We start from the raw sequence: 16,862 nt of genomic DNA, 5'->3' as shown, positions 1-16,862 counted from the left end.
TGCTGACGACCTTCGCCCTGGATGTAGCCCATAAACGACAATGCCCCCATCGACTGATGGAGGCATTGTCTTCAGCTTGCTCTCAGACTGCTAGGTTTTCACACAGTCTGCAAGGGAGAGACGTTCTGAGCCTCCCTTGTAGGGTGTCGCGGGGCCGCCCAGGCCATGCGCACCGCTTAAGCGGAGTGTCCGCGGTGCGCATGGCGCACCCTACGGATGCAGAAACGGCCCGAAAGGGCCGTTTCTCATTGGCTGGCTGAGTCAATCGTCCAGCTGGTCGCGAATCACTGCACCGCTCTTGCCGTCGATACGAAATTCGTGAAGACGGCCATCCTGTTTCAGGCCTTCGCCTTCCCAGTAACCGTCATTGTCGGCTTCGATCTTGTGTAGCTCCGTGTAGCCAGCTGCACGTGCTTTGCTCAGCGCCTCGTCGATGCTGATCCAGTCGCTGCCGGGGCGATCTGCTAGAGCGTTGCCGGCAAGCAACAGGCTGCCGGCGAACAGGGTGATCAGAGTGCGTGTTTGCATGGGGCCAGTTCCTCGTTCCGTGAATGTCACGAGGAGTCTAGACCATCGCTTTCTCACGCCGCCTGGCACCAGCCCTGACGGATGCACACGGCCTCGTGGATCGCCAGCATCTCGCTGTGGCGAGTTGGCATGCGCAGGGTCAACATGCTGCCATCATCGAGTTGCAGGGCAGCTTCGGTTTCGAACTGCAGGCTGCCATCTTGCAGGTGGGCGTAGGTGACGCCGTAGGCGTCCAGGCTGAGTTGGCTGTGCATGGCGGCTCTCCCGAGTTGTGTCAGCTCGGACGAACGTCGCGGGCTGCGGCGGCAGCCTGCTCGACGCGAACCGGTGCGACGGTCTGGAAGGCGGAAACGGCGGCGAAGCTGGCGAGTGCGGCGCAGATGCTCATGATCGATATCCTTCTGTGCGATGAGGGCGACTGCCCGATGTGGCGATATTCGCTGCGGGCGTGCAATCACAGAAATGAATGGCGTGCATGGTAGCTATCGAAGCAGCTGATGAAGCGTCGCCACGCACTGGCAGGGTAAAGTTTCGTCAATTTTAATTGACAACCGTTCGTGGCATTGCACAGCGCCGATAATCGCGGATCTGCTTGAAAATCAGGGTTGGCTATTTATTTGTGCGAATTCATATGTTAAGAAAAACGCACAAATTACCCGCCCGCGTGTTCACCACAGGAAACCTCATGCCACTGCGTATCTGTATTCTGGAAACTGACATCCTCCGTCCCGAACTGGTCGACCAGTATCAGGGCTATGGCCGCATGTTCGAGCAGTTGTTCGCTCAGCAGCCGGTTGCGGCGGAGTTCAGTGTATATAACGTGGTGGAGGGGCATTACCCGCCCGATAGCGAGAAATTCGATGCCTATCTGGTGACGGGCAGCAAGGCGGATTCTTTCGGCAGCGACCCCTGGATTCAGACGCTCAAGGAGTATCTGCTCGAGCGCTACAAGCGTGGCGACAAGCTGCTGGGCATCTGCTTTGGTCACCAGCTACTGGCGTTGCTGCTTGGCGGCAAGGCTGAGCGTGCAGAGCAGGGCTGGGGCGTGGGCGTGCATAGTTATCGTCTGGCGGGCAAGCCCGAGTGGATGAGCCCAGAGCTGGATGAGCTGCAGTTGCTGATCAGCCATCAGGACCAAGTCACTCGCCTGCCGGAAAAGGCCACGCTGCTGGCTTCCAGCGACTTCTGCCCGATTGGTGCCTACCATATCGAGGATCAGGTGTTGTGCTTCCAGGGGCACCCGGAATTCGTCCACGACTACTCGCGGGCGCTGCTTGATCTGCGTCAGCAGCATCTTGGCGAGCAGATCTATCAGCAGGGCGTGGATAGCCTCAAACACTCGCAGCAGGGCAGTGCTGTGGCGGAGTGGATGATGCGTTTTGTCGCTCAGGGCAAGCAAGCCAAGGCCTGAGTCTGATATCGAGACATGAAAAAGCCCGGTCAGCCGGGCTTTTTCATGCCTGCTGAGTGAGCACGAAGTAAGGCGAGAGCCGTTCGCTTCTGCTCGGTGGCGGGCTGCTGCGCTGCCGCTTGAGGCTTTCGGCCAGGTCCCGGTGATGAGCCAGTTTGTGGCTGCATTCGATGTTGCGCGCCACGGCACCAGCCGAACCTTTGCCGATGCCACTGAGGGCCAGCAAGGTGGTCAGCAGCGACAGGCTGGCGAGCACCAGCAGGCGGGTGCAGTGATTTTTGATCATGGCCGTTCACTCAACCTTGCGAGCGCGCGCCGAGCAGGGCGGGCAAATGAGTGATCAGGCTCTGTAGTGGGCCTGTTTGTGCAAAGGTTGGAGTGCTTGGCTGGACGGCAGCGTAACTCACGACCAGCACCGTCGAGGTGCTGATCAGGTACAGGCCGATGGCAGCAAGAGCGCCGTTGCGGGCGGCTTGAGAGAGGCGAGACATTCTGTGCTCCAGGTCAGGAGTTGGCGTGGGCACAGAATCGCCTAAGTCATTTCGATTGAATAATGGATGCGCGGCAGAGTAACTATCGATAGGTTTGATGACTGGCGCGAGCTACCTGATCGCGATCGCGCCTCGCGTCAGGCCTCATGCCGAGGCCAGTTCCTTGTCCATGCTGCTGATGCATTCGCTCATGGCTTGCTGGCAACGTTCGATCAGTGCGGGCATGTCATCCAGGCTCAGGCCGGCAGTGGGGATGGCCGGCAGCGAGCGAATCATGATGCGGCCGCTGTTCCAGCGGTTCAGACTCATGGATTTGCTGTAGTTGCTCACGCACACCGGGATGATCGGTACGCCGGCCGCGATTGCCATCTGAAATGCCCCCTTCTTGAATGGCAGCAGACCGCGACCGAGGTTGCGCGTGCCTTCCGGGAATACCCAGATCGAGGTGTCGCGATTGCGCAGGGTTTCGGTGGTGGTGAGCATCGCACGCTTGGCGGCGACGGCATTGCTGCGATCGATCAGCACGTTGCCGGCCAGCCAGTAGAGCTGACCGAAGAATGGCACCCACTTGAGGCTCTTCTTGCCGATGCTCACGGTACGTTCCGGCACCACGCGGCCTAGCACGTAAAGATCGAAGTTGGACTGGTGGTTGGCGATGATCACGCAGGAGCGCTGGTGTTCTAAAAGCGGGCGTACGTCTGTCTTCAGCTTCAGGCGCAGCAGGCACAGGGCGGGCAGCGAATAAAGACGGGCACAGAGGCGGCTGTTGTCCGGATTGAACGGGCGGCACAGGCCGAGCAGCAGGCCGAGCAGGCCGGCCAGGATGAAATGCACGCCCATCAACAGCATGCGCAAAACGAAGAGCATTGGGGAGAACCGTCAGGGAAGGGGCGCGCAGTGTACGGGCGTTCACTCTGCCGGGCAATTGCTCGAAACCACCGCTTGGCGTGCGTAACGTCATGAATTGTCGCAGAACTTGTCGGTTTCCATGCCCATGTAGAAAGGGCGCCTCACGGCGCCCTTCAATGCTTACTCGGTATCTGTCTTGGCCGGCTTGCCTGGCAGCAAACCGTCGGCGCGAAACATCGCCTTGATGCCGCGCAGTGCCTGGCGGCTGCGGTCCTGGTTCTCGATCAGGGCGAAGCGTACATGGTCGTCGCCGTAGTCGCCAAAACCCAGGCCCGGCGAGACGCAGACCTTGGCCTCGGCCAGCAGCTTCTTGGCGAACTCCAGCGAGCCCAGGTGCGCGTAGGCGTCGGGGATCTTGGCCCAGATGTACATCGAGGCCTTGGGCTTCTCAACCATCCAGCCGATCTCGTGCAGGCCCTTGACCAGCAGGTTGCGGCGTTGCCGGTACTGTTCGGCGATGTCGTGCACGCACTGTTGGTCGCCTTCCAGCGCAGCGATGGCCGCCACCTGCAGCGGGGTGAAGGTGCCATAGTCGTGGTAGCTCTTGATCCGCGCCAGGGCGCTGACCAGCTCCGGGTTGCCGACCATGAAGCCGATCCGCCAGCCAGCCATGTTGTAGCTCTTGGACAGGGTGAAGAACTCCACCGCGATGTCCTTGGCGCCCGGTACCTGCATGATCGACGGCGCTTTCCAGCCGTCGTAGACGATGTCGGCGTAGGCCAGATCGTGCACCACCAGTACGTCGTACTGTTTGGCCAGGGTGACTACGCGCTCGAAGAAGTCCAGCTCCACGCACTGGGCGGTGGGGTTGGAGGGGAAGCCGAGGATCATCATCTTCGGCTTGGGAATCGACTCACGAATCGCCCGTTCCAGCTCGGTGAAGAAGTCCACGCCCGGCACCAGCGGTACGGAGCGCACCTGAGCGCCGGCGATCACCGCGCCGTAGATGTGGATCGGGTAGCTGGGGTTGGGCACCAGCACGGTATCGCCGTGGTCCAGGGTGGCCAGCATCAGGTGCGCCAGGCCTTCCTTGGAGCCGATGGTGACGATGGCTTCGCTTTCCGGATCGATCTCCACGTCGTAGCGGTCCTTGTACCAGCGCGAGATAGCACGGCGCAGGCGAGGAATACCGCGGGAGGTGGAGTATCCGTGGGTGTCTTCACGCTGGGCTACCTGCACGAGCTTCTCAACGATGTGCGGCGGAGTCGCACCGTCGGGGTTGCCCATGGAGAAGTCGATGATGTCTTCACCGCGACGGCGTGCGGCCATCTTCAGTTCGGCGGTGATGTTGAAGACGTAGGGGGGGAGACGATCGATGCGCGCAAAGCGGCGCTTGGCGTTGTCAGCCATGATTTCCTCGGATACGTAAGCGCCCGGAACCGTCCGAGCGACGTTGGCCGCATGTGGCGGCCTGGCGAGAAGATAAGCGCGCCGCTGTCTCGCTGTCCAGTACAGTCAGCGAGCGGCGCAGCGCAACAGTCAGCCGCCGAGCATGTCGTGCATCGCAATGATCTGCTCGGCCACCTGGATCAGCTTCTGCTGGCGGCTCATGGCCTGGCGCCGCATCAGGGTGTAGGCCTCTTCCTCGTTGCAGCTCTTCATTTTCATCAGCAGACCCTTGGCCAGCTCCACGCGCTTGCGTTCGGCCAGCTGTGCGTCGCGCGCCTGCAGCTGTGCGCGCAGCGCCTGATCGCTCTCGAAGCGGGCCATGGCGACGTCGAGGATCGGTTGCAGGCGCTGGGCGTGAATGCCCTCGACGATATAGGCACTGACGCCGCTTTGGATCGCCTGGCGCATCACGCCGGGGTCGTGCTCGTCGGTGAACATCACGATCGGCCGTGGCTGGTCGCGGCTGACCAGTACCACCTGTTCCATCACGTCGCGGCCGGGTGATTCGGTGTCGATCAGGATGACGTCGGGGCGCACCGCCTCGACCCGCTCAGGCAGATCGATGGTCAGGCCGGATTCGTCTATCACCTCGAAACCTGCTTCGATCAGGGCGCATTTCAGGCGACCGACCTTCTTCGGGGTGTCGTTGATCAGAAGGATACGCAGCATCGGATGCTCTCCCGGCAATTACAGGGCGACAGCCGGGCTATCGGCCAGGGCATGGAGGCGGAAGCTGCGCGCGTAGGCGGCTGGGTCGCTGCCGTCCCAGCACGTGCCGTCCTGCAGGATGGAGCTACGCATTTCCCCCGGCACCGGTATGCCCAGCGTCGATGCGGCCTCGCGGTACAGTGCAAGTTGTTGGACCTGGCGGGCCACCCCCAGGTAGTCGGGATCGCTACGCAACAGGCCCCAGCGGCGGAACTGAGTCATGAACCACATGGCGTCGGACAGATAGGGATGGTTGACCAGCCCGCCGGCATGAAAGCGCAGCGGGTGCTCGTCCTGCCAGGCGTGGCCCAAACCGTCCTGATACTGGCCGAGAAAGCGCGGGGTGATCGCCGAAACCGGTGCGTTGACGTAGTCGCTACCGCTGAGCAGCAGGGCGGTGCTGCGTTTGTTTTCTTCGCTCTCATCGATGAAGCGTGCCGCGTCGAGCACCGCCATGATCAGGGCCCGGGCGGTGTTGGGGTTCTGCTCGGCGAAGGCGCGGGTACAGCCCAGTACTTTTTCCGGGTGATCCGGCCAGATCGCCTGAATGGTGGTAACGGTGCAGCCGAGCTGTTCATCGACGGCCTTGGCGGTCCAGGGTTCGCCAACGCAGAAACCGTCGATGCGCTTGGCCTCCAGGTGCTCGATCATCTGCGGCGGCGGCACCACCACGCTGTCGACATCGCGAAGTGGATGAATGCCCTGGCTGGCCAGCCAGTAGTAAAGCCACATCGCGTGGGTGCCGGTGGGAAAGGTCTGGGCAAAGGTCAGCCGTGCTTCATGCTGGTGCACGTATTGGCGCAGTGCTTTGCCGCTGGTCACGCCAGCGGCTTGCAGGGTGTGCGACAGGTTGATGCTCTGGCCGTTCTGGTTCAGCCCCATGAGCACGGCCATATCCGTGGCCGCGGCACCGCCAAGGCCCAGCTGCACGCCATAGATCAGCCCATACAGGCTGTGGGCGGCGTCCAGCTCGCCGCTGAGCAGGCGGTCGCGCGAGCTGGCCCAGGAGGTCTGACGTTGCAGTCTGAGGCTCAGCCCGTACTTCTCGGCAAAGCCCTGAGTCGCGGCGACGATCACCGAAGCCGAATCGCTCAGCGCCATGAAGCCGATGTTCAGCATGCTCTTCTCCGGGGCGTCGCTACCCCAGGCCCAGGCCAGGGCATCGTCGCGCGGGGTGTCGTGTTCGCTCATGCTGCTTCCTTACCTTCACGCAAAAAGACGTTGATTCATGGGCGGCTGCCCATAAAAAAGCGTCGTACCAGATCCAGCGCGAGAGCTCCGGGATTCGATACGACGCCGTTGTCGATCAAGCCATTCCGCCATTGGAACGGCTGTATACGAAGTGACGAAGCAAGGCATATGCCAGAAGACACGCGTCCCAAGTGGGCGTCGCCGTTTGTGATGAGTGCGCTGACGAGTCGATAGAGTGGCGGGCCATAAAAAAGCCCCGCACTAGGCGGGGCTCCTTTCACTACGCTTTGATCAGGCCTGAACGACCGGGATCTTGGCGTTGGCTGCCGCTTCACGGAAGTCGGCGATCTGGTCGAAGCTCAGGTAGCGGTAGATGTCGCCAGCCATGCTGTCGATATCCTTCGCGTAAGCCATGTACTCCTCGACGGTCGGCAGCTTGCCGAGAATCGAAGCGACCGCTGCCAGTTCGGCAGAGGCCAGGTACACGTTGGCGCCATCGCCCAGGCGATTCGGGAAGTTACGGGTGGAGGTGGAAACCACGGTGGAGTTGGCAGCCACACGTGCCTGGTTCCCCATGCACAGCGAGCAGCCCGGCATCTCCATACGCGCACCGGCCTTGCCGTAGATACCGTAGTAGCCTTCTTCGGTCAGCTGGTGAGCATCCATCTTGGTCGGCGGCGACAGCCACAGACGGGTCGGGATACCACCCTTGACCTTGTCCAGCAGCTTGCCGGCAGCGCGGAAGTGGCCGATGTTGGTCATGCACGAACCGATGAACACTTCGTCGATCTTGTCGCCGGCCACGGTGGACAGCAGACGGGCATCGTCCGGGTCGTTCGGGGCGCACAGTACCGGCTCGTTGAGCTCGGCCAGGTCGATTTCGATGACTTCGGCGTACTCGGCGTCCTTGTCGGCTTCCATCAGCACCGGGTTGGCCAGCCAGGCTTCCATCGCCTGGGCACGGCGCTCCAGGGTGCGGGCATCGCCATAGCCTTCGCTGATCATCCAGCGCAGCAGGGTGATGTTGGACTTCAGGTACTCGGCGATGGCCGATTCCGGCAGTTTGATGGTGCAGCCGGCAGCCGAACGCTCGGCGGAGGCGTCGGACAGCTCGAACGCCTGCTCGACGGTCAGGTTGTCCAGACCTTCGATCTCGAGGATGCGGCCGGAGAAGATGTTCTTCTTGCCTTTCTTCTCGACGGTCAGCAGGCCTTTCTGGATGGCGTAGTAGGGGATGGCATGGACCAGGTCACGCAGGGTGATACCCGGTTGCATCTTGCCCTTGAAGCGCACCAGAACCGATTCTGGCATGTCCAGCGGCATTACGCCGGTGGCGGCGGCGAAGGCCACCAGGCCGGAGCCGGCCGGGAAGCTGATACCGATCGGGAAGCGGGTGTGCGAGTCGCCACCGGTGCCGACGGTGTCAGGCAGCAGCATGCGGTTCAGCCAGCTGTGGATGATGCCGTCGCCCGGACGCAGGGACACGCCGCCACGGGTGCGGATGAAATCCGGCAGGGTGTGGTGGGTGGTGACGTCGATCGGCTTCGGATAGGCCGCGGTGTGGCAGAAGGACTGCATCACCAGGTCAGCCGAGAAGCCCAGGCACGCCAGGTCTTTCAGCTCGTCGCGGGTCATCGGGCCGGTGGTATCCTGGGAGCCGACGGTGGTCATCTTCGGTTCGCAGTAGGTGCCCGGACGTACGCCTTCGACGCCGCAGGCCTTGCCGACCATCTTCTGCGCCAGGGTGAAACCCTTGGTGCTGGCAGCAGGCTGGTCCGGCTTCTTGAACAGGTCGGAAGCGCCCAGGCCCAATTCGGCACGCGCCTTCTCGGTCAGGCCGCGGCCGACGATCAGCGGGATGCGGCCGCCAGCGCGGACTTCGTCGAGCAGCACCGGGGTCTTCAGTTCGAAGGTGGTGATGACATCGTCGGTGCCGTGCTTGCAGACTTTGCCGGCGTAGGGGTAGACATCGATCACGTCGCCCATGTTGATGTTCGACACGTCGAACTCGATCGGCAGGGCGCCGGCATCTTCCATGGTGTTGTAGAAGATCGGGGCGATCTTGGTGCCGAAGCAGAAGCCGCCAGCGCGCTTGTTCGGAACGTACGGAATGTCGTCACCGAAGAACCACAGCACCGAGTTGGTGGCGGACTTACGGGAAGAACCGGTACCGACCACGTCACCGACGTAGGCAACCGGGAAGCCCTTGGCCTTGATCTCTTCGATCTGCTTCAGCGGGCCGATGGCGCCTTGTTGCTCCGGCACGATGCCGTCGCGGGCCATTTTCAGCATGGCCAGGGCGTGCAGCGGGATGTCAGGGCGCGACCAGGCGTCCGGGGCAGGGGACAGGTCGTCGGTGTTGGTTTCGCCAGGCACCTTGAATACAGCCAGGCTGTATTTCTCGGCGATGGCTGGCTTGGCGGTGAACCACTCGCCGTCGGCCCAGGACTGCAGCACGGCCTTGGCGTTGGCATTGCCAGCCTTGGCTTTCTCGGCGACGTCGTGGAAGGCGTCGAACATCAGCAGGGTGTGCTTGAGTTGCTCGGCGGCAACGGCGCCCAGAGCGGCGTCGTCCAGCAGTTCGACCAGGGTGGCGATGTTGTAGCCGCCTTGCATGGTGCCCAGCAGCTCAACGGCGCGTTGCTTGCTGATCAGCGGGGAAGTGGCTTCGCCCTTGGCAACGGCAGAGAGGAAACCGGCCTTGACGTAGGCGGCTTCATCGACGCCTGGCGGTACGCGGTTGGTGATCAGGTCTACGAGGAATTCTTCTTCGCCAGCCGGCGGGTTTTTCAGCAGCTCGACCAGGCCTGCGGTTTGTTCGGCGTTCAGCGGCTGGGGCACGATACCCTGAGCGGCACGCTCTGCTACGTGTTTGCGATAGGCTTCAAGCACAGTTATTACCCTCATCAGTGGTCCCAAAGGGTTGTCCGGGACGCGATCCAGATACTCATGAACCAGGCGCTTTTCGACTTTATGAGCCGAGCAGCCGAGGTTTCATGAGTCTCTTGTAGAAGCTGCTTTCAAAGTTTTACGCCGGCAGGACGGTTTCTGATGAGGGCTGACGCAGACGCTCGGGGGGACTCCAAGTGGCTGCGCCGCCATCGTACCTGCAGGATCGACTGTGCTCGTGACGCTTTGAAAACAGCTTCCAACGGACATTGGCGCCATAAAAGGCGGGCCGATTCTAATGGAAAGCGCGAATAAAGTTAAGTCGATGTCCCCGTATCGGCAGGGGTGATCTGGATTAGACAAAGGGCTAAGATGCCAGGCCGTTTTGCTGTTTATGTTGTTTCGCCATGTCCAATCAGCGCATCAAGACGCCCTGCGTGGGGCTGTGCTCAACCGTTTACGGCGATGTCGTGTGCCGCGGTTGCAAGCGCTTCCATCATGAGGTGATCAACTGGAACAGCTACAACGACGACGAGAAGCGCGCCGTCTGGACGCGCCTGGAAGTGCTGCTGGTGCAGGTGATGGCGGGCAAGGTCGAGGTATTCGATGAGCAGCGTCTACGTCGTCAGCTGGAGCAGCGGCAGATTCGTTTTGTGCCGCAACAGTCGCCTTACTGCTGGGCCTATCAGCTGATCGCGCGTGGCGCGCGGATGATCAATCAGCTGGAGGCGTACGGCATGGTCGTACTGCCTGAGTTCCGCAATTGGGCGCTGCCCGAATTGCGTGACGCCATCGATCGCGAATTCTTCCTGCTCTCTGAAGCGCACTACGAGCGTTACATCGCGCCGAAGTTTCTGCGGGAAGGCCTGGAGCTGCGAGTCTAGTCCGGCCCGGAGGGAAAGAAAAATGCCGCTCATGCAGAGCGGCATTTTCGTTTCGGGAGCTGGCTCAGCGTTGCGCCACCAGCTCTTCGAGGTGGGCGATGATCTCGTCAGGCTTGAGCACCAGCACGTCACTTTCCAGTGCGTCGAGTACGACCTCGGCGGTATTACCGATCAGTGCGCCGGAGAGCCCGGTGCGCGCCACGGTGCCGATCACCGTGACAGCCGCATCGAGCTGGTGGGCAACTTGCGGAATTACCACGTCGGCTGGGCCTTCCAGCACATGCAGGCGCTCGTCGCTGATGTCGTATTCGGCCTGGAAACTGCGGCATTGCTCGCGATAGCGGGCCTCGATGGTTTCCTTGAGCTGGAAGGTCGGATCGGCAGCCGACAGCATCGGGGTCGGATGCGCGGTGGTCACGTGCAGCGTGCCCTTAGCCAGGCCAGCGATATCGTAACCATGGCTGATGATGCCGGCATGCAGGGTGCGGTGCTCGCCATCGGCGTTACCGACGTCTACGGCAGCGAGGATGTTGCCGCCGGTCCAGGGGCGCTCGGTCTTGACCATCAGCACCGGGCCTGGGCAATAGCGCAGCAACTTCCAGTCTTCCGGGGTGAGCAGGGCCTTTTTCAGCGGGTTGTCCGGCAGGTGCTGCTTGATCACCAGGCCGCAGCCCTCGGCCTGCTGCACGGCGATGATGGTTTGGTGCTGGTTTTCATGCCAGGACTGCTGGGTGGAGACGCTGAAACCTTCCCCGGCGAGACTGCTGCTGAGATCGTTGAGCCACGCGCTGTGGTCGCCTTTCTTCTCGCAGACCAGCAGGTGCAGGTGTGATTGGGTTACCCCGGCTATCAGTTTTGCCCGTTTCAGTGCGAGGGCTTCTGGGTGTTGGGGATCCATCACCACCAGAATGCTGCGGATCGCTTGCATGGTCATCTCCCTGAGCGTGAATGGCAGTTATCCAACTATAGGCGGGTCGTTATCAGCGGCATGTTGACCTGTATCAACAGCATGCTGGTCGTCCGGCCTGCCACTCGTATAATGGCCCGCCATTTCCAACCTCGCCAGCACCGAGAGCGCTTCAAATATGATGTCAAATACCCAGCATGTTCCGAGTAATGGCGAGGAACCTGTAACGATCCTGCAGGAAATTCTCGAGTTTCTCGGTGGTGTCGCCACCCCCGACGCCTGGCTGGACGAGGCCTTGCGCCAGCAGGAGATCCTCCTGCTCGACCACCGCAACCTGGAATACAAGGCGGCACAGACGGCTCTGAGCCTGATGGGGCGCTACCTGACCAAGACCGAATTGACCGCGAGAATGTCGCGTTTGGCTCGTGAGGAGCTGGTGCACTTCGAGCAGGTGAGCAAGATCATCCGCGGGCGCGGTATCGAGGTTCGCCATGTTTCCGCCTCGCGCTACGCCGCCGGCCTGCGTGCACTGTTGCGTGGTGGCGAAGTGGAGCGGCTGGTGGATGTGCTGGTGGTCGGTGCGTTCATCGAGGCGCGCTCCTGCGAGCGCTTTGCCGCGCTGGTGCCGCGACTGGATGCCGAGCTGGCCAAGTTCTACGCCGGATTGCTGGAGAGCGAAGGGCGCCACTATCGAGGTTATCTCAAGCTCGCCTATCTCTATGGCGATGCGGCCGACGTGGACGAGCGTATCGAGGTGGTGCGGGCGGTGGAGCGGGAGCTGATTACCTCGCCGGATGAGCAGTTCCGTTTCCATAGTGGCGTGCCCGCATAAAACAGCCGCGAACACTGCAATAGACGGGTAGGGCGGGTGAAACCCGCCGCGAGGGAAATGGCGGGTTTCACCCGCCCTACATCGTGGCTTTTCGCGGCTGAAGCCGCTCCTGCAACCATTTTATGGGCTACGGCTTGGAGACGTTTGCAGGCGTGAGCTCGAACGGTGCCTGGTTGAAGCCCTGTTCATCGACCTGCAATGCCCAGCCCTGACGATCCCAGTCGCCCAGCACGATACGGCGTGCCGGTTGGCCGTTCACTTCCAGTTCGTGCACGGCTGGCCTATGGGTGTGGCCATGGATCAGCGTGCGCACGCCGTATTCGTCCATCACCTTGAGCACTTCCTCGGGCGTGACATCGACGATCTCGCTGGCTTTCATCCGCGTCTGTGCGCGGCTTTCGTTGCGTAGCTTGCGCGCCAGCTTCTGCCGGGTAGTGAGCGGCAGGTTACGCAGGATCAGCAGCGACAGCGGATTGCGCAGCCAGCGGCGCAGCTTCATGTAGCCGACATCGAGGGTGCACAGGCTATCGCCGTGCATCAGCAGGACCGACTCGCCGCCCATCTGCACTTTGTGCGGGTCGCTCAGCAAGGTGCAGCCCGCCGCGCGGCAGAACGCCTTGCCGACAAGGAAGTCGCGATTGCCGTGCATCAGGTAGATGCGCGTGCCGGCATTACTCAGTTCGCGCAGGGCACGGGCGATCTCGTGCTGGAAGGGCGTCATGCCGTCGTCGCCGATCCAGACTTCGAAGAAGTCACCGAGGATGTACAGCGCCTCGGCCTGACGCGCGCGGGTGGCGAGAAAATGCAGAAACGCCCGGGTGATGTCCGGGCGTTTCTCTTCGAGGTGCAGATCGGAGATCAGCAGGATCATCGACTTACTCGGCTACGACTTCAGCCTTCTCGATGATCACGTCGTCCACCGGTACGTCCTGGTGGCCGGATTTCATGGTGGTGGCGACGCCCTTGATCTTCTCGACCACGTCCATGCCTTCGACCACTTCACCGAATACGGCGTAGCCCCAGCCCTGAACGGTCGGCGCGCTGTGGTTGAGGAAGGCGTTGTCGGCAACGTTGATGAAGAACTGCGCACTGGCCGAGTGCGGCTCCATGGTGCGGGCCATGGCGACGGTGCCGATCTTGTTGGCGACGCCGTTGTTGGCTTCGTTCTTGATCGGTGCGCGGGTCGGCTTCTGCTTCATGCCCGGCTCGAAACCGCCGCCCTGGATCATGAAGTTGCCGATCACACGGTGGAAGATGGTGCCGTCGTAATGGCCTTCCTTCACGTATTGCTCGAAGTTGGCTACGGTTTCCGGGGCCTTGTCGGCGAACAGGTTCAGGGTAATGACGCCGTGGTTGGTGTGCAGTTTGATCATGATCGTATCCGTGATGGGGCAGGTTCGAGCCGATGGCTCGGGGGTGAACAGCGCTTGTCAGGGTGGTATGCACCCTGTCAGGGGCTTGACAGGTTGGTTATGATACGGACTTTGCCCGAAGCGGCCTACCCTGTGCCGCGCCAGTATTGTTAAGGACACCATGAGCAAGCCTACCGTCGAAAAAGCTGCCAACTTCCTGCGCCCCATCGTCCAGGCTGATCTGGACAGCGGCAAGCACGCCAAGATCGTGACCCGCTTCCCGCCGGAGCCCAACGGCTACCTGCACATCGGCCATGCCAAGAGTATCTGCCTGAACTTTGGCCTGGCCGAAGAGTTCGGTGGCCAGTGCAATCTGCGCTTCGACGACACCAACCCGGCCAAGGAAGACCAGGAATATATCGACGCCATCAAGGCCGACGTCGAGTGGCTGGGCTTCAAGTGGGCCGGTGAGGAGCGTTACGCCTCAGATTATTTCGAGCAACTGCATGCCTGGGCCATCGAGCTGATCAAGGCCGGTAAGGCCTTCGTCTGCGACCTCAATGCCGAAGAGATGCGCGAATATCGCGGCAGCCTGACCGAGCCAGGCAAGAACAGCCCGTTCCGCGAGCGCAGCGTCGAAGAGAACCTCGACCTGTTCGCCCGCATGAAGGCCGGTGAGTTTCCCGATGGCGCCCGTTCGCTGCGTGCCAAGATCGACATGGCTTCGCCGAACATCAACCTGCGCGACCCGATTCTCTATCGCATTCGCCACGCCCATCACCACCAGACCGGTGACAAGTGGTGCATCTACCCGAGCTACGACTTCACCCACGGCCAGTCGGACGCCATCGAGGGCATCACTCACTCCATCTGCACCCTGGAGTTCGAGGACCATCGCCCGCTTTACGAGTGGTTCCTGACCAACCTGTCGGTACCGGCGCAGCCGCGTCAGTACGAATTCGCCCGGCTGAACCTGAACTACACCATCACCAGCAAGCGCAAACTCAAGCAGTTGGTGGACGAGAAGCACGTCAGCGGTTGGGACGACCCGCGCATGTCGACGCTGTCCGGTTACCGTCGCCGTGGCTATACCCCGGCTTCGATCCGCGCTTTCTGCGACATGATCGGCGTCAACCGCGCCGGCGGCCTGGTGGACATCGGCATGCTCGAGTTCGCCATCCGTGACGATCTGGACGCCAACGCCTCGCGCGCCATGTGCGTGCTCAAGCCGCTGAAAGTGGTGATCACCAACTACCCGGAAGGCCAGGTCGAGAACCTCGAACTGCCGCGCCATCCCAAGCAGGACATGGGCGTGCGCGTGCTGCCGTTCTCCCGCGAGATCTACATCGACGCCAGCGACTTCGAGGAAACCCCGCCGGACGGCTTCAAGCGCCTGATCCCGGGCGGCGAAGTGCGTCTGCGTGGCAGCTACGTGATTCGCGCCGACGAAGCCATCAAGGACGCTGCCGGCAATATCGTCGAGCTGCGTTGCTCTTACGACGAGAACACCCTGGGCAAGAACCCCGAAGGCCGTAAGGTCAAGGGCGTGATCCACTGGGTGCCGGCTGCCGAGAGCGTCGAGTGCGAAGTACGCCTGTACGATCGTCTGTTCCGCTCGGCCAACCCGGAGAAGAGCGAAGAGGGCGGCAGCTTCCTCGACAACATCAACCCGGAATCGCTGGTGGTGCTCAGCGGCTGCCGCGCCGAGCCGTCGCTGGCCAAGGCAGCGGCCGAGGATCGTTTCCAGTTCGAGCGCGAAGGCTACTTCTGCCTGGACAAGGACTCGACTGCCGATGCGTTGGTGTTCAACCGTACCGTCACGCTGCGCGATTCGTGGGGTCAGTAATGGCACTGTCGATCTACAACACCCTGAGCAAGGTCAAGGAACCGTTCAAGCCGCTGATCGGTAATCAGGTGCGCATGTACGTGTGCGGCATGACCGTCTATGACTTCTGCCACATTGGTCACGCCCGGGTGATGGTCGCCTTCGACGTGGTCACCCGCTGGCTGCGTCAGCGTGGCTACGATGTGACCTATGTGCGCAACATTACCGACATCGACGACAAGATCATCAAGCGCGCCAACGAGAACGGCGAGCCGTTCGAGGCGCTGGTCGAGCGCATGATCGCGGCGATGCACGAGGACGAAGGTCGTCTGCACGTACTGCGCCCGGACATCGAGCCGCGCGCCACCGGCCATATCGCCGGCATGCACCAGATGATCCAGACCCTGATCGACAAGGGCTTTGCCTACGCGCCGGGTAATGGCGATGTGTACTACCGCGTCGGCAAGTTCGTTGGTTACGGCAAGCTGTCGCGCAAGAAGATCGAAGACCTGAAGATCGGTGCGCGCATCGAGGTCGACGAGGCCAAGGAAGACCCGTTGGACTTCGTCCTGTGGAAGGGCGTCAAGCCGGGCGAGCCGAGCTGGGAGTCGCCTTGGGGCGCAGGACGTCCGGGCTGGCATATCGAGTGCTCGGTGATGTCCACCTGCTGCCTGGGCGAGACCTTCGATATCCACGGCGGCGGCCCGGATCTGGTGTTCCCGCACCACGAGAACGAAATCGCGCAGAGCGAGGCAGCCACCGGCAAGCAGTACGCCAATGCCTGGATGCACGCCGGCGCGGTGCGCGTGGATGGCGAGAAGATGTCGAAGAGTCTGGGCAACTTCTTCACCATCCGTGAGGTGCTGGAGAAGTACCACCCGGAGGTGGTGCGCTACCTGCTGGTGTCCAGCCACTACCGCAGCCCGATCAACTACTCCGAGGAGAGCCTCAAGGAAGCCAAGGGCGCCCTGGAGCGTTTCTACAACGGCCTCAAAGGCCTGCCGGAAGCTACGCCTGCTGGTGGAGAAGCCTTCGTCGAGCGTTTCGGCGCGGCGATGGACGACGATTTCAATTCACCAGAAGCCTGTGCGGTGTTGTTCGAGATGATCCGCGAGGTCAACCGCTTGCGTGAATCCGACGTGCAGGCTGCTGTTGGCCTGGCCGCCCAGCTCAAGCAACTGGCCAGCGTGCTTGGCGTGCTGCAGCTCGAACCCGATGCATTCCTCCAGGCCGGAGCTGCCGGCAAGGTCGATGCCGCCGAAGTCGAGGCGCTGATCGCCGCGCGCCTGCAGGCCCGTGCCGACAAGAACTGGGCAGAAAGCGACCGCATCCGCGACCAGCTCACTGCCATGGGCGTGGTGCTGGAAGACGGCAAGGGCGGCACCACCTGGCGCCTGGCCGAGTAAGGGTGATGCTCAGCGACAAAGGCCGCTGGAACAGACTGTGTGAAAACCTAGCAGTCTGAGAGCAAGCTGAAGACAATGCCTCCATCAGTCGATGGGGGCATTGTCGTTTATGGGCTACATCCAGGGCGAAGGTCGTCAGC

Annotated in this window: 18 protein-coding genes; 5 read left to right on the top strand and 13 right to left on the bottom strand. The window is 61.8% G+C overall.

All coding sequences use genetic code 11. The annotated features are described in order from the left end of the window. Nucleotides 1-261: 261 nt before the first annotated feature. From ACNFCJ_RS23050 to ACNFCJ_RS23040, 3 genes are read right to left on the bottom strand one after another with little or no spacing between them, the layout of a single operon-like run. Nucleotides 262-528, bottom strand: coding sequence for a PepSY domain-containing protein (locus ACNFCJ_RS23050; protein ID WP_106732113.1), 267 nt, complete (start codon nucleotides 526-528; stop codon nucleotides 262-264). A 53-nt stretch (nucleotides 529-581) separates the two neighbouring features. Then, nucleotides 582-782, bottom strand: coding sequence for a type III secretion system co-regulatory protein PtrC (ptrC, locus tag ACNFCJ_RS23045; RefSeq protein WP_003461392.1), 201 nt, complete (start codon nucleotides 780-782; stop codon nucleotides 582-584). Between the two features lie 20 nt (nucleotides 783-802). Next, on the bottom strand, nucleotides 803-916 hold the full coding sequence (locus ACNFCJ_RS23040; RefSeq protein ID WP_416773769.1) for a PA2485 family small membrane protein: 114 nt from the start codon (nucleotides 914-916) through the stop codon (nucleotides 803-805). Nucleotides 917-1,213: 297 nt separating this feature from the next. Here ACNFCJ_RS23040 and ACNFCJ_RS23035 point away from each other — a divergent pair, with 297 nt between their 5' ends. Further along, a complete protein-coding gene (locus tag ACNFCJ_RS23035; protein WP_416773768.1) occupies nucleotides 1,214-1,939 on the top strand; it encodes an amidotransferase in 726 nt (241 codons plus the stop codon). A gap of 43 nt (nucleotides 1,940-1,982) precedes the next feature. Here the strand turns inward: ACNFCJ_RS23035 and ACNFCJ_RS23030 are convergent, their stop codons facing one another. The 7 genes from ACNFCJ_RS23030 to acnB form a co-directional block, all read right to left on the bottom strand. Further along, nucleotides 1,983-2,225 carry a hypothetical protein gene (locus ACNFCJ_RS23030; protein WP_416773767.1) on the bottom strand — a complete coding sequence of 81 codons (243 nt, stop codon included), beginning with the start codon at nucleotides 2,223-2,225 and terminating at the stop codon, nucleotides 1,983-1,985. A gap of 10 nt (nucleotides 2,226-2,235) precedes the next feature. Next, nucleotides 2,236-2,430, bottom strand: coding sequence for a hypothetical protein (locus ACNFCJ_RS23025; RefSeq protein WP_416773766.1), 195 nt, complete (start codon nucleotides 2,428-2,430; stop codon nucleotides 2,236-2,238). 144 nt (nucleotides 2,431-2,574) lie between these two features. Continuing rightward, nucleotides 2,575-3,297: a 1-acylglycerol-3-phosphate O-acyltransferase gene (locus tag ACNFCJ_RS23020; protein WP_416773765.1), complete on the bottom strand. Its 723-nt coding sequence runs from the start codon at nucleotides 3,295-3,297 to the stop codon at nucleotides 2,575-2,577. A 162-nt stretch (nucleotides 3,298-3,459) separates the two neighbouring features. Then, entirely contained in the window at nucleotides 3,460-4,689 is a 1,230-nt protein-coding gene (gene alaC / locus ACNFCJ_RS23015) for an alanine transaminase (RefSeq protein WP_416773764.1), read from the bottom strand. Nucleotides 4,690-4,818: 129 nt separating this feature from the next. Next, a complete protein-coding gene (locus tag ACNFCJ_RS23010) occupies nucleotides 4,819-5,397 on the bottom strand; it encodes an ANTAR domain-containing response regulator (RefSeq protein WP_036999951.1) in 579 nt (192 codons plus the stop codon). 18 nt (nucleotides 5,398-5,415) lie between these two features. Then, on the bottom strand, nucleotides 5,416-6,627 hold the full coding sequence (locus ACNFCJ_RS23005) for a CmpA/NrtA family ABC transporter substrate-binding protein (RefSeq protein ID WP_416773762.1): 1,212 nt from the start codon (nucleotides 6,625-6,627) through the stop codon (nucleotides 5,416-5,418). 291 nt (nucleotides 6,628-6,918) lie between these two features. Further along, nucleotides 6,919-9,519: a bifunctional aconitate hydratase 2/2-methylisocitrate dehydratase gene (gene acnB, locus ACNFCJ_RS23000; RefSeq protein ID WP_416773771.1), complete on the bottom strand. Its 2,601-nt coding sequence runs from the start codon at nucleotides 9,517-9,519 to the stop codon at nucleotides 6,919-6,921. 404 nt (nucleotides 9,520-9,923) lie between these two features. Here acnB and ACNFCJ_RS22995 point away from each other — a divergent pair, with 404 nt between their 5' ends. Continuing rightward, nucleotides 9,924-10,400, top strand: coding sequence for a DUF1289 domain-containing protein (locus ACNFCJ_RS22995; RefSeq protein ID WP_416773761.1), 477 nt, complete (start codon nucleotides 9,924-9,926; stop codon nucleotides 10,398-10,400). 64 nt (nucleotides 10,401-10,464) lie between these two features. Here ACNFCJ_RS22995 and ACNFCJ_RS22990 read toward each other — a convergent pair whose 3' ends face one another. After that, entirely contained in the window at nucleotides 10,465-11,328 is an 864-nt protein-coding gene (locus ACNFCJ_RS22990) for a universal stress protein (protein ID WP_106732122.1), read from the bottom strand. A gap of 157 nt (nucleotides 11,329-11,485) precedes the next feature. Here ACNFCJ_RS22990 and ACNFCJ_RS22985 point away from each other — a divergent pair, with 157 nt between their 5' ends. Further along, a complete protein-coding gene (locus ACNFCJ_RS22985) occupies nucleotides 11,486-12,139 on the top strand; it encodes a tRNA-(ms[2]io[6]A)-hydroxylase (protein ID WP_416773760.1) in 654 nt (217 codons plus the stop codon). Between the two features lie 127 nt (nucleotides 12,140-12,266). Here ACNFCJ_RS22985 and lpxH read toward each other — a convergent pair whose 3' ends face one another. Beyond that, nucleotides 12,267-13,010, bottom strand: a complete 744-nt coding sequence (gene lpxH / locus ACNFCJ_RS22980; RefSeq protein WP_416773759.1) for a UDP-2,3-diacylglucosamine diphosphatase — start codon at nucleotides 13,008-13,010, stop codon at nucleotides 12,267-12,269. A 4-nt stretch (nucleotides 13,011-13,014) separates the two neighbouring features. Then, nucleotides 13,015-13,512, bottom strand: a complete 498-nt coding sequence (locus ACNFCJ_RS22975; protein ID WP_106732125.1) for a peptidylprolyl isomerase — start codon at nucleotides 13,510-13,512, stop codon at nucleotides 13,015-13,017. 160 nt (nucleotides 13,513-13,672) lie between these two features. On the opposite strand from ACNFCJ_RS22975, the gene ACNFCJ_RS22970 reads away from it, so the two are divergent. Together ACNFCJ_RS22970 and cysS are read left to right on the top strand one after the other, a co-directional pair. Beyond that, a complete protein-coding gene (locus tag ACNFCJ_RS22970) occupies nucleotides 13,673-15,337 on the top strand; it encodes a glutamine--tRNA ligase/YqeY domain fusion protein (protein ID WP_416773758.1) in 1,665 nt (554 codons plus the stop codon). After that, nucleotides 15,337-16,722 carry a cysteine--tRNA ligase gene (gene cysS, locus ACNFCJ_RS22965; RefSeq protein WP_416773757.1) on the top strand — a complete coding sequence of 462 codons (1,386 nt, stop codon included), beginning with the start codon at nucleotides 15,337-15,339 and terminating at the stop codon, nucleotides 16,720-16,722. Before ACNFCJ_RS22970 ends, cysS begins: the two co-directional genes overlap by 1 nt. Nucleotides 16,723-16,862: the final 140 nt, after the last annotated feature.

Origin of the sequence: Pseudomonas sp. NY15364 (genome assembly GCF_048068235.1) — a bacterium.
Lineage (GTDB): Bacteria > Pseudomonadota > Gammaproteobacteria > Pseudomonadales > Pseudomonadaceae > Aquipseudomonas > Aquipseudomonas mendocina_D.
Note: the sequence above shows the minus strand (reverse complement) of the source record. Positions and strands in the feature narration are given on the sequence as shown.

Bases quoted from the DNA above. Each gene is read 5' to 3' on its own strand.
- ACNFCJ_RS23020 (WP_416773765.1), bottom strand. From the start codon at position 3,297: ATGCTCTTCGTTTTGCGCATGCTGTTGATGGGCGTGCATTTCATCCTG.
- ACNFCJ_RS22995 (WP_416773761.1), top strand. From the start codon at position 9,924: ATGTCCAATCAGCGCATCAAGACGCCCTGCGTGGGGCTGTGCTCAACC.
- ACNFCJ_RS23030 (WP_416773767.1), bottom strand. From the start codon at position 2,225: ATGATCAAAAATCACTGCACCCGCCTGCTGGTGCTCGCCAGCCTGTCG.
- ACNFCJ_RS23035 (WP_416773768.1), top strand. From the start codon at position 1,214: ATGCCACTGCGTATCTGTATTCTGGAAACTGACATCCTCCGTCCCGAA.
- ACNFCJ_RS23010 (WP_036999951.1), bottom strand. From the start codon at position 5,397: ATGCTGCGTATCCTTCTGATCAACGACACCCCGAAGAAGGTCGGTCGC.
- ptrC (WP_003461392.1), bottom strand. From the start codon at position 782: ATGCACAGCCAACTCAGCCTGGACGCCTACGGCGTCACCTACGCCCAC.
- ACNFCJ_RS23040 (WP_416773769.1), bottom strand. From the start codon at position 916: ATGAGCATCTGCGCCGCACTCGCCAGCTTCGCCGCCGTTTCCGCCTTC.
- ACNFCJ_RS23005 (WP_416773762.1), bottom strand. From the start codon at position 6,627: ATGAGCGAACACGACACCCCGCGCGACGATGCCCTGGCCTGGGCCTGG.
- lpxH (WP_416773759.1), bottom strand. From the start codon at position 13,010: ATGATCCTGCTGATCTCCGATCTGCACCTCGAAGAGAAACGCCCGGAC.
- ACNFCJ_RS22990 (WP_106732122.1), bottom strand. From the start codon at position 11,328: ATGCAAGCGATCCGCAGCATTCTGGTGGTGATGGATCCCCAACACCCA.
- ACNFCJ_RS23025 (WP_416773766.1), bottom strand. From the start codon at position 2,430: ATGTCTCGCCTCTCTCAAGCCGCCCGCAACGGCGCTCTTGCTGCCATC.
- alaC (WP_416773764.1), bottom strand. From the start codon at position 4,689: ATGGCTGACAACGCCAAGCGCCGCTTTGCGCGCATCGATCGTCTCCCC.
- ACNFCJ_RS22975 (WP_106732125.1), bottom strand. From the start codon at position 13,512: ATGATCAAACTGCACACCAACCACGGCGTCATTACCCTGAACCTGTTC.
- cysS (WP_416773757.1), top strand. From the start codon at position 15,337: ATGGCACTGTCGATCTACAACACCCTGAGCAAGGTCAAGGAACCGTTC.
- ACNFCJ_RS23050 (WP_106732113.1), bottom strand. From the start codon at position 528: ATGCAAACACGCACTCTGATCACCCTGTTCGCCGGCAGCCTGTTGCTT.
- ACNFCJ_RS22985 (WP_416773760.1), top strand. From the start codon at position 11,486: ATGATGTCAAATACCCAGCATGTTCCGAGTAATGGCGAGGAACCTGTA.
- ACNFCJ_RS22970 (WP_416773758.1), top strand. From the start codon at position 13,673: ATGAGCAAGCCTACCGTCGAAAAAGCTGCCAACTTCCTGCGCCCCATC.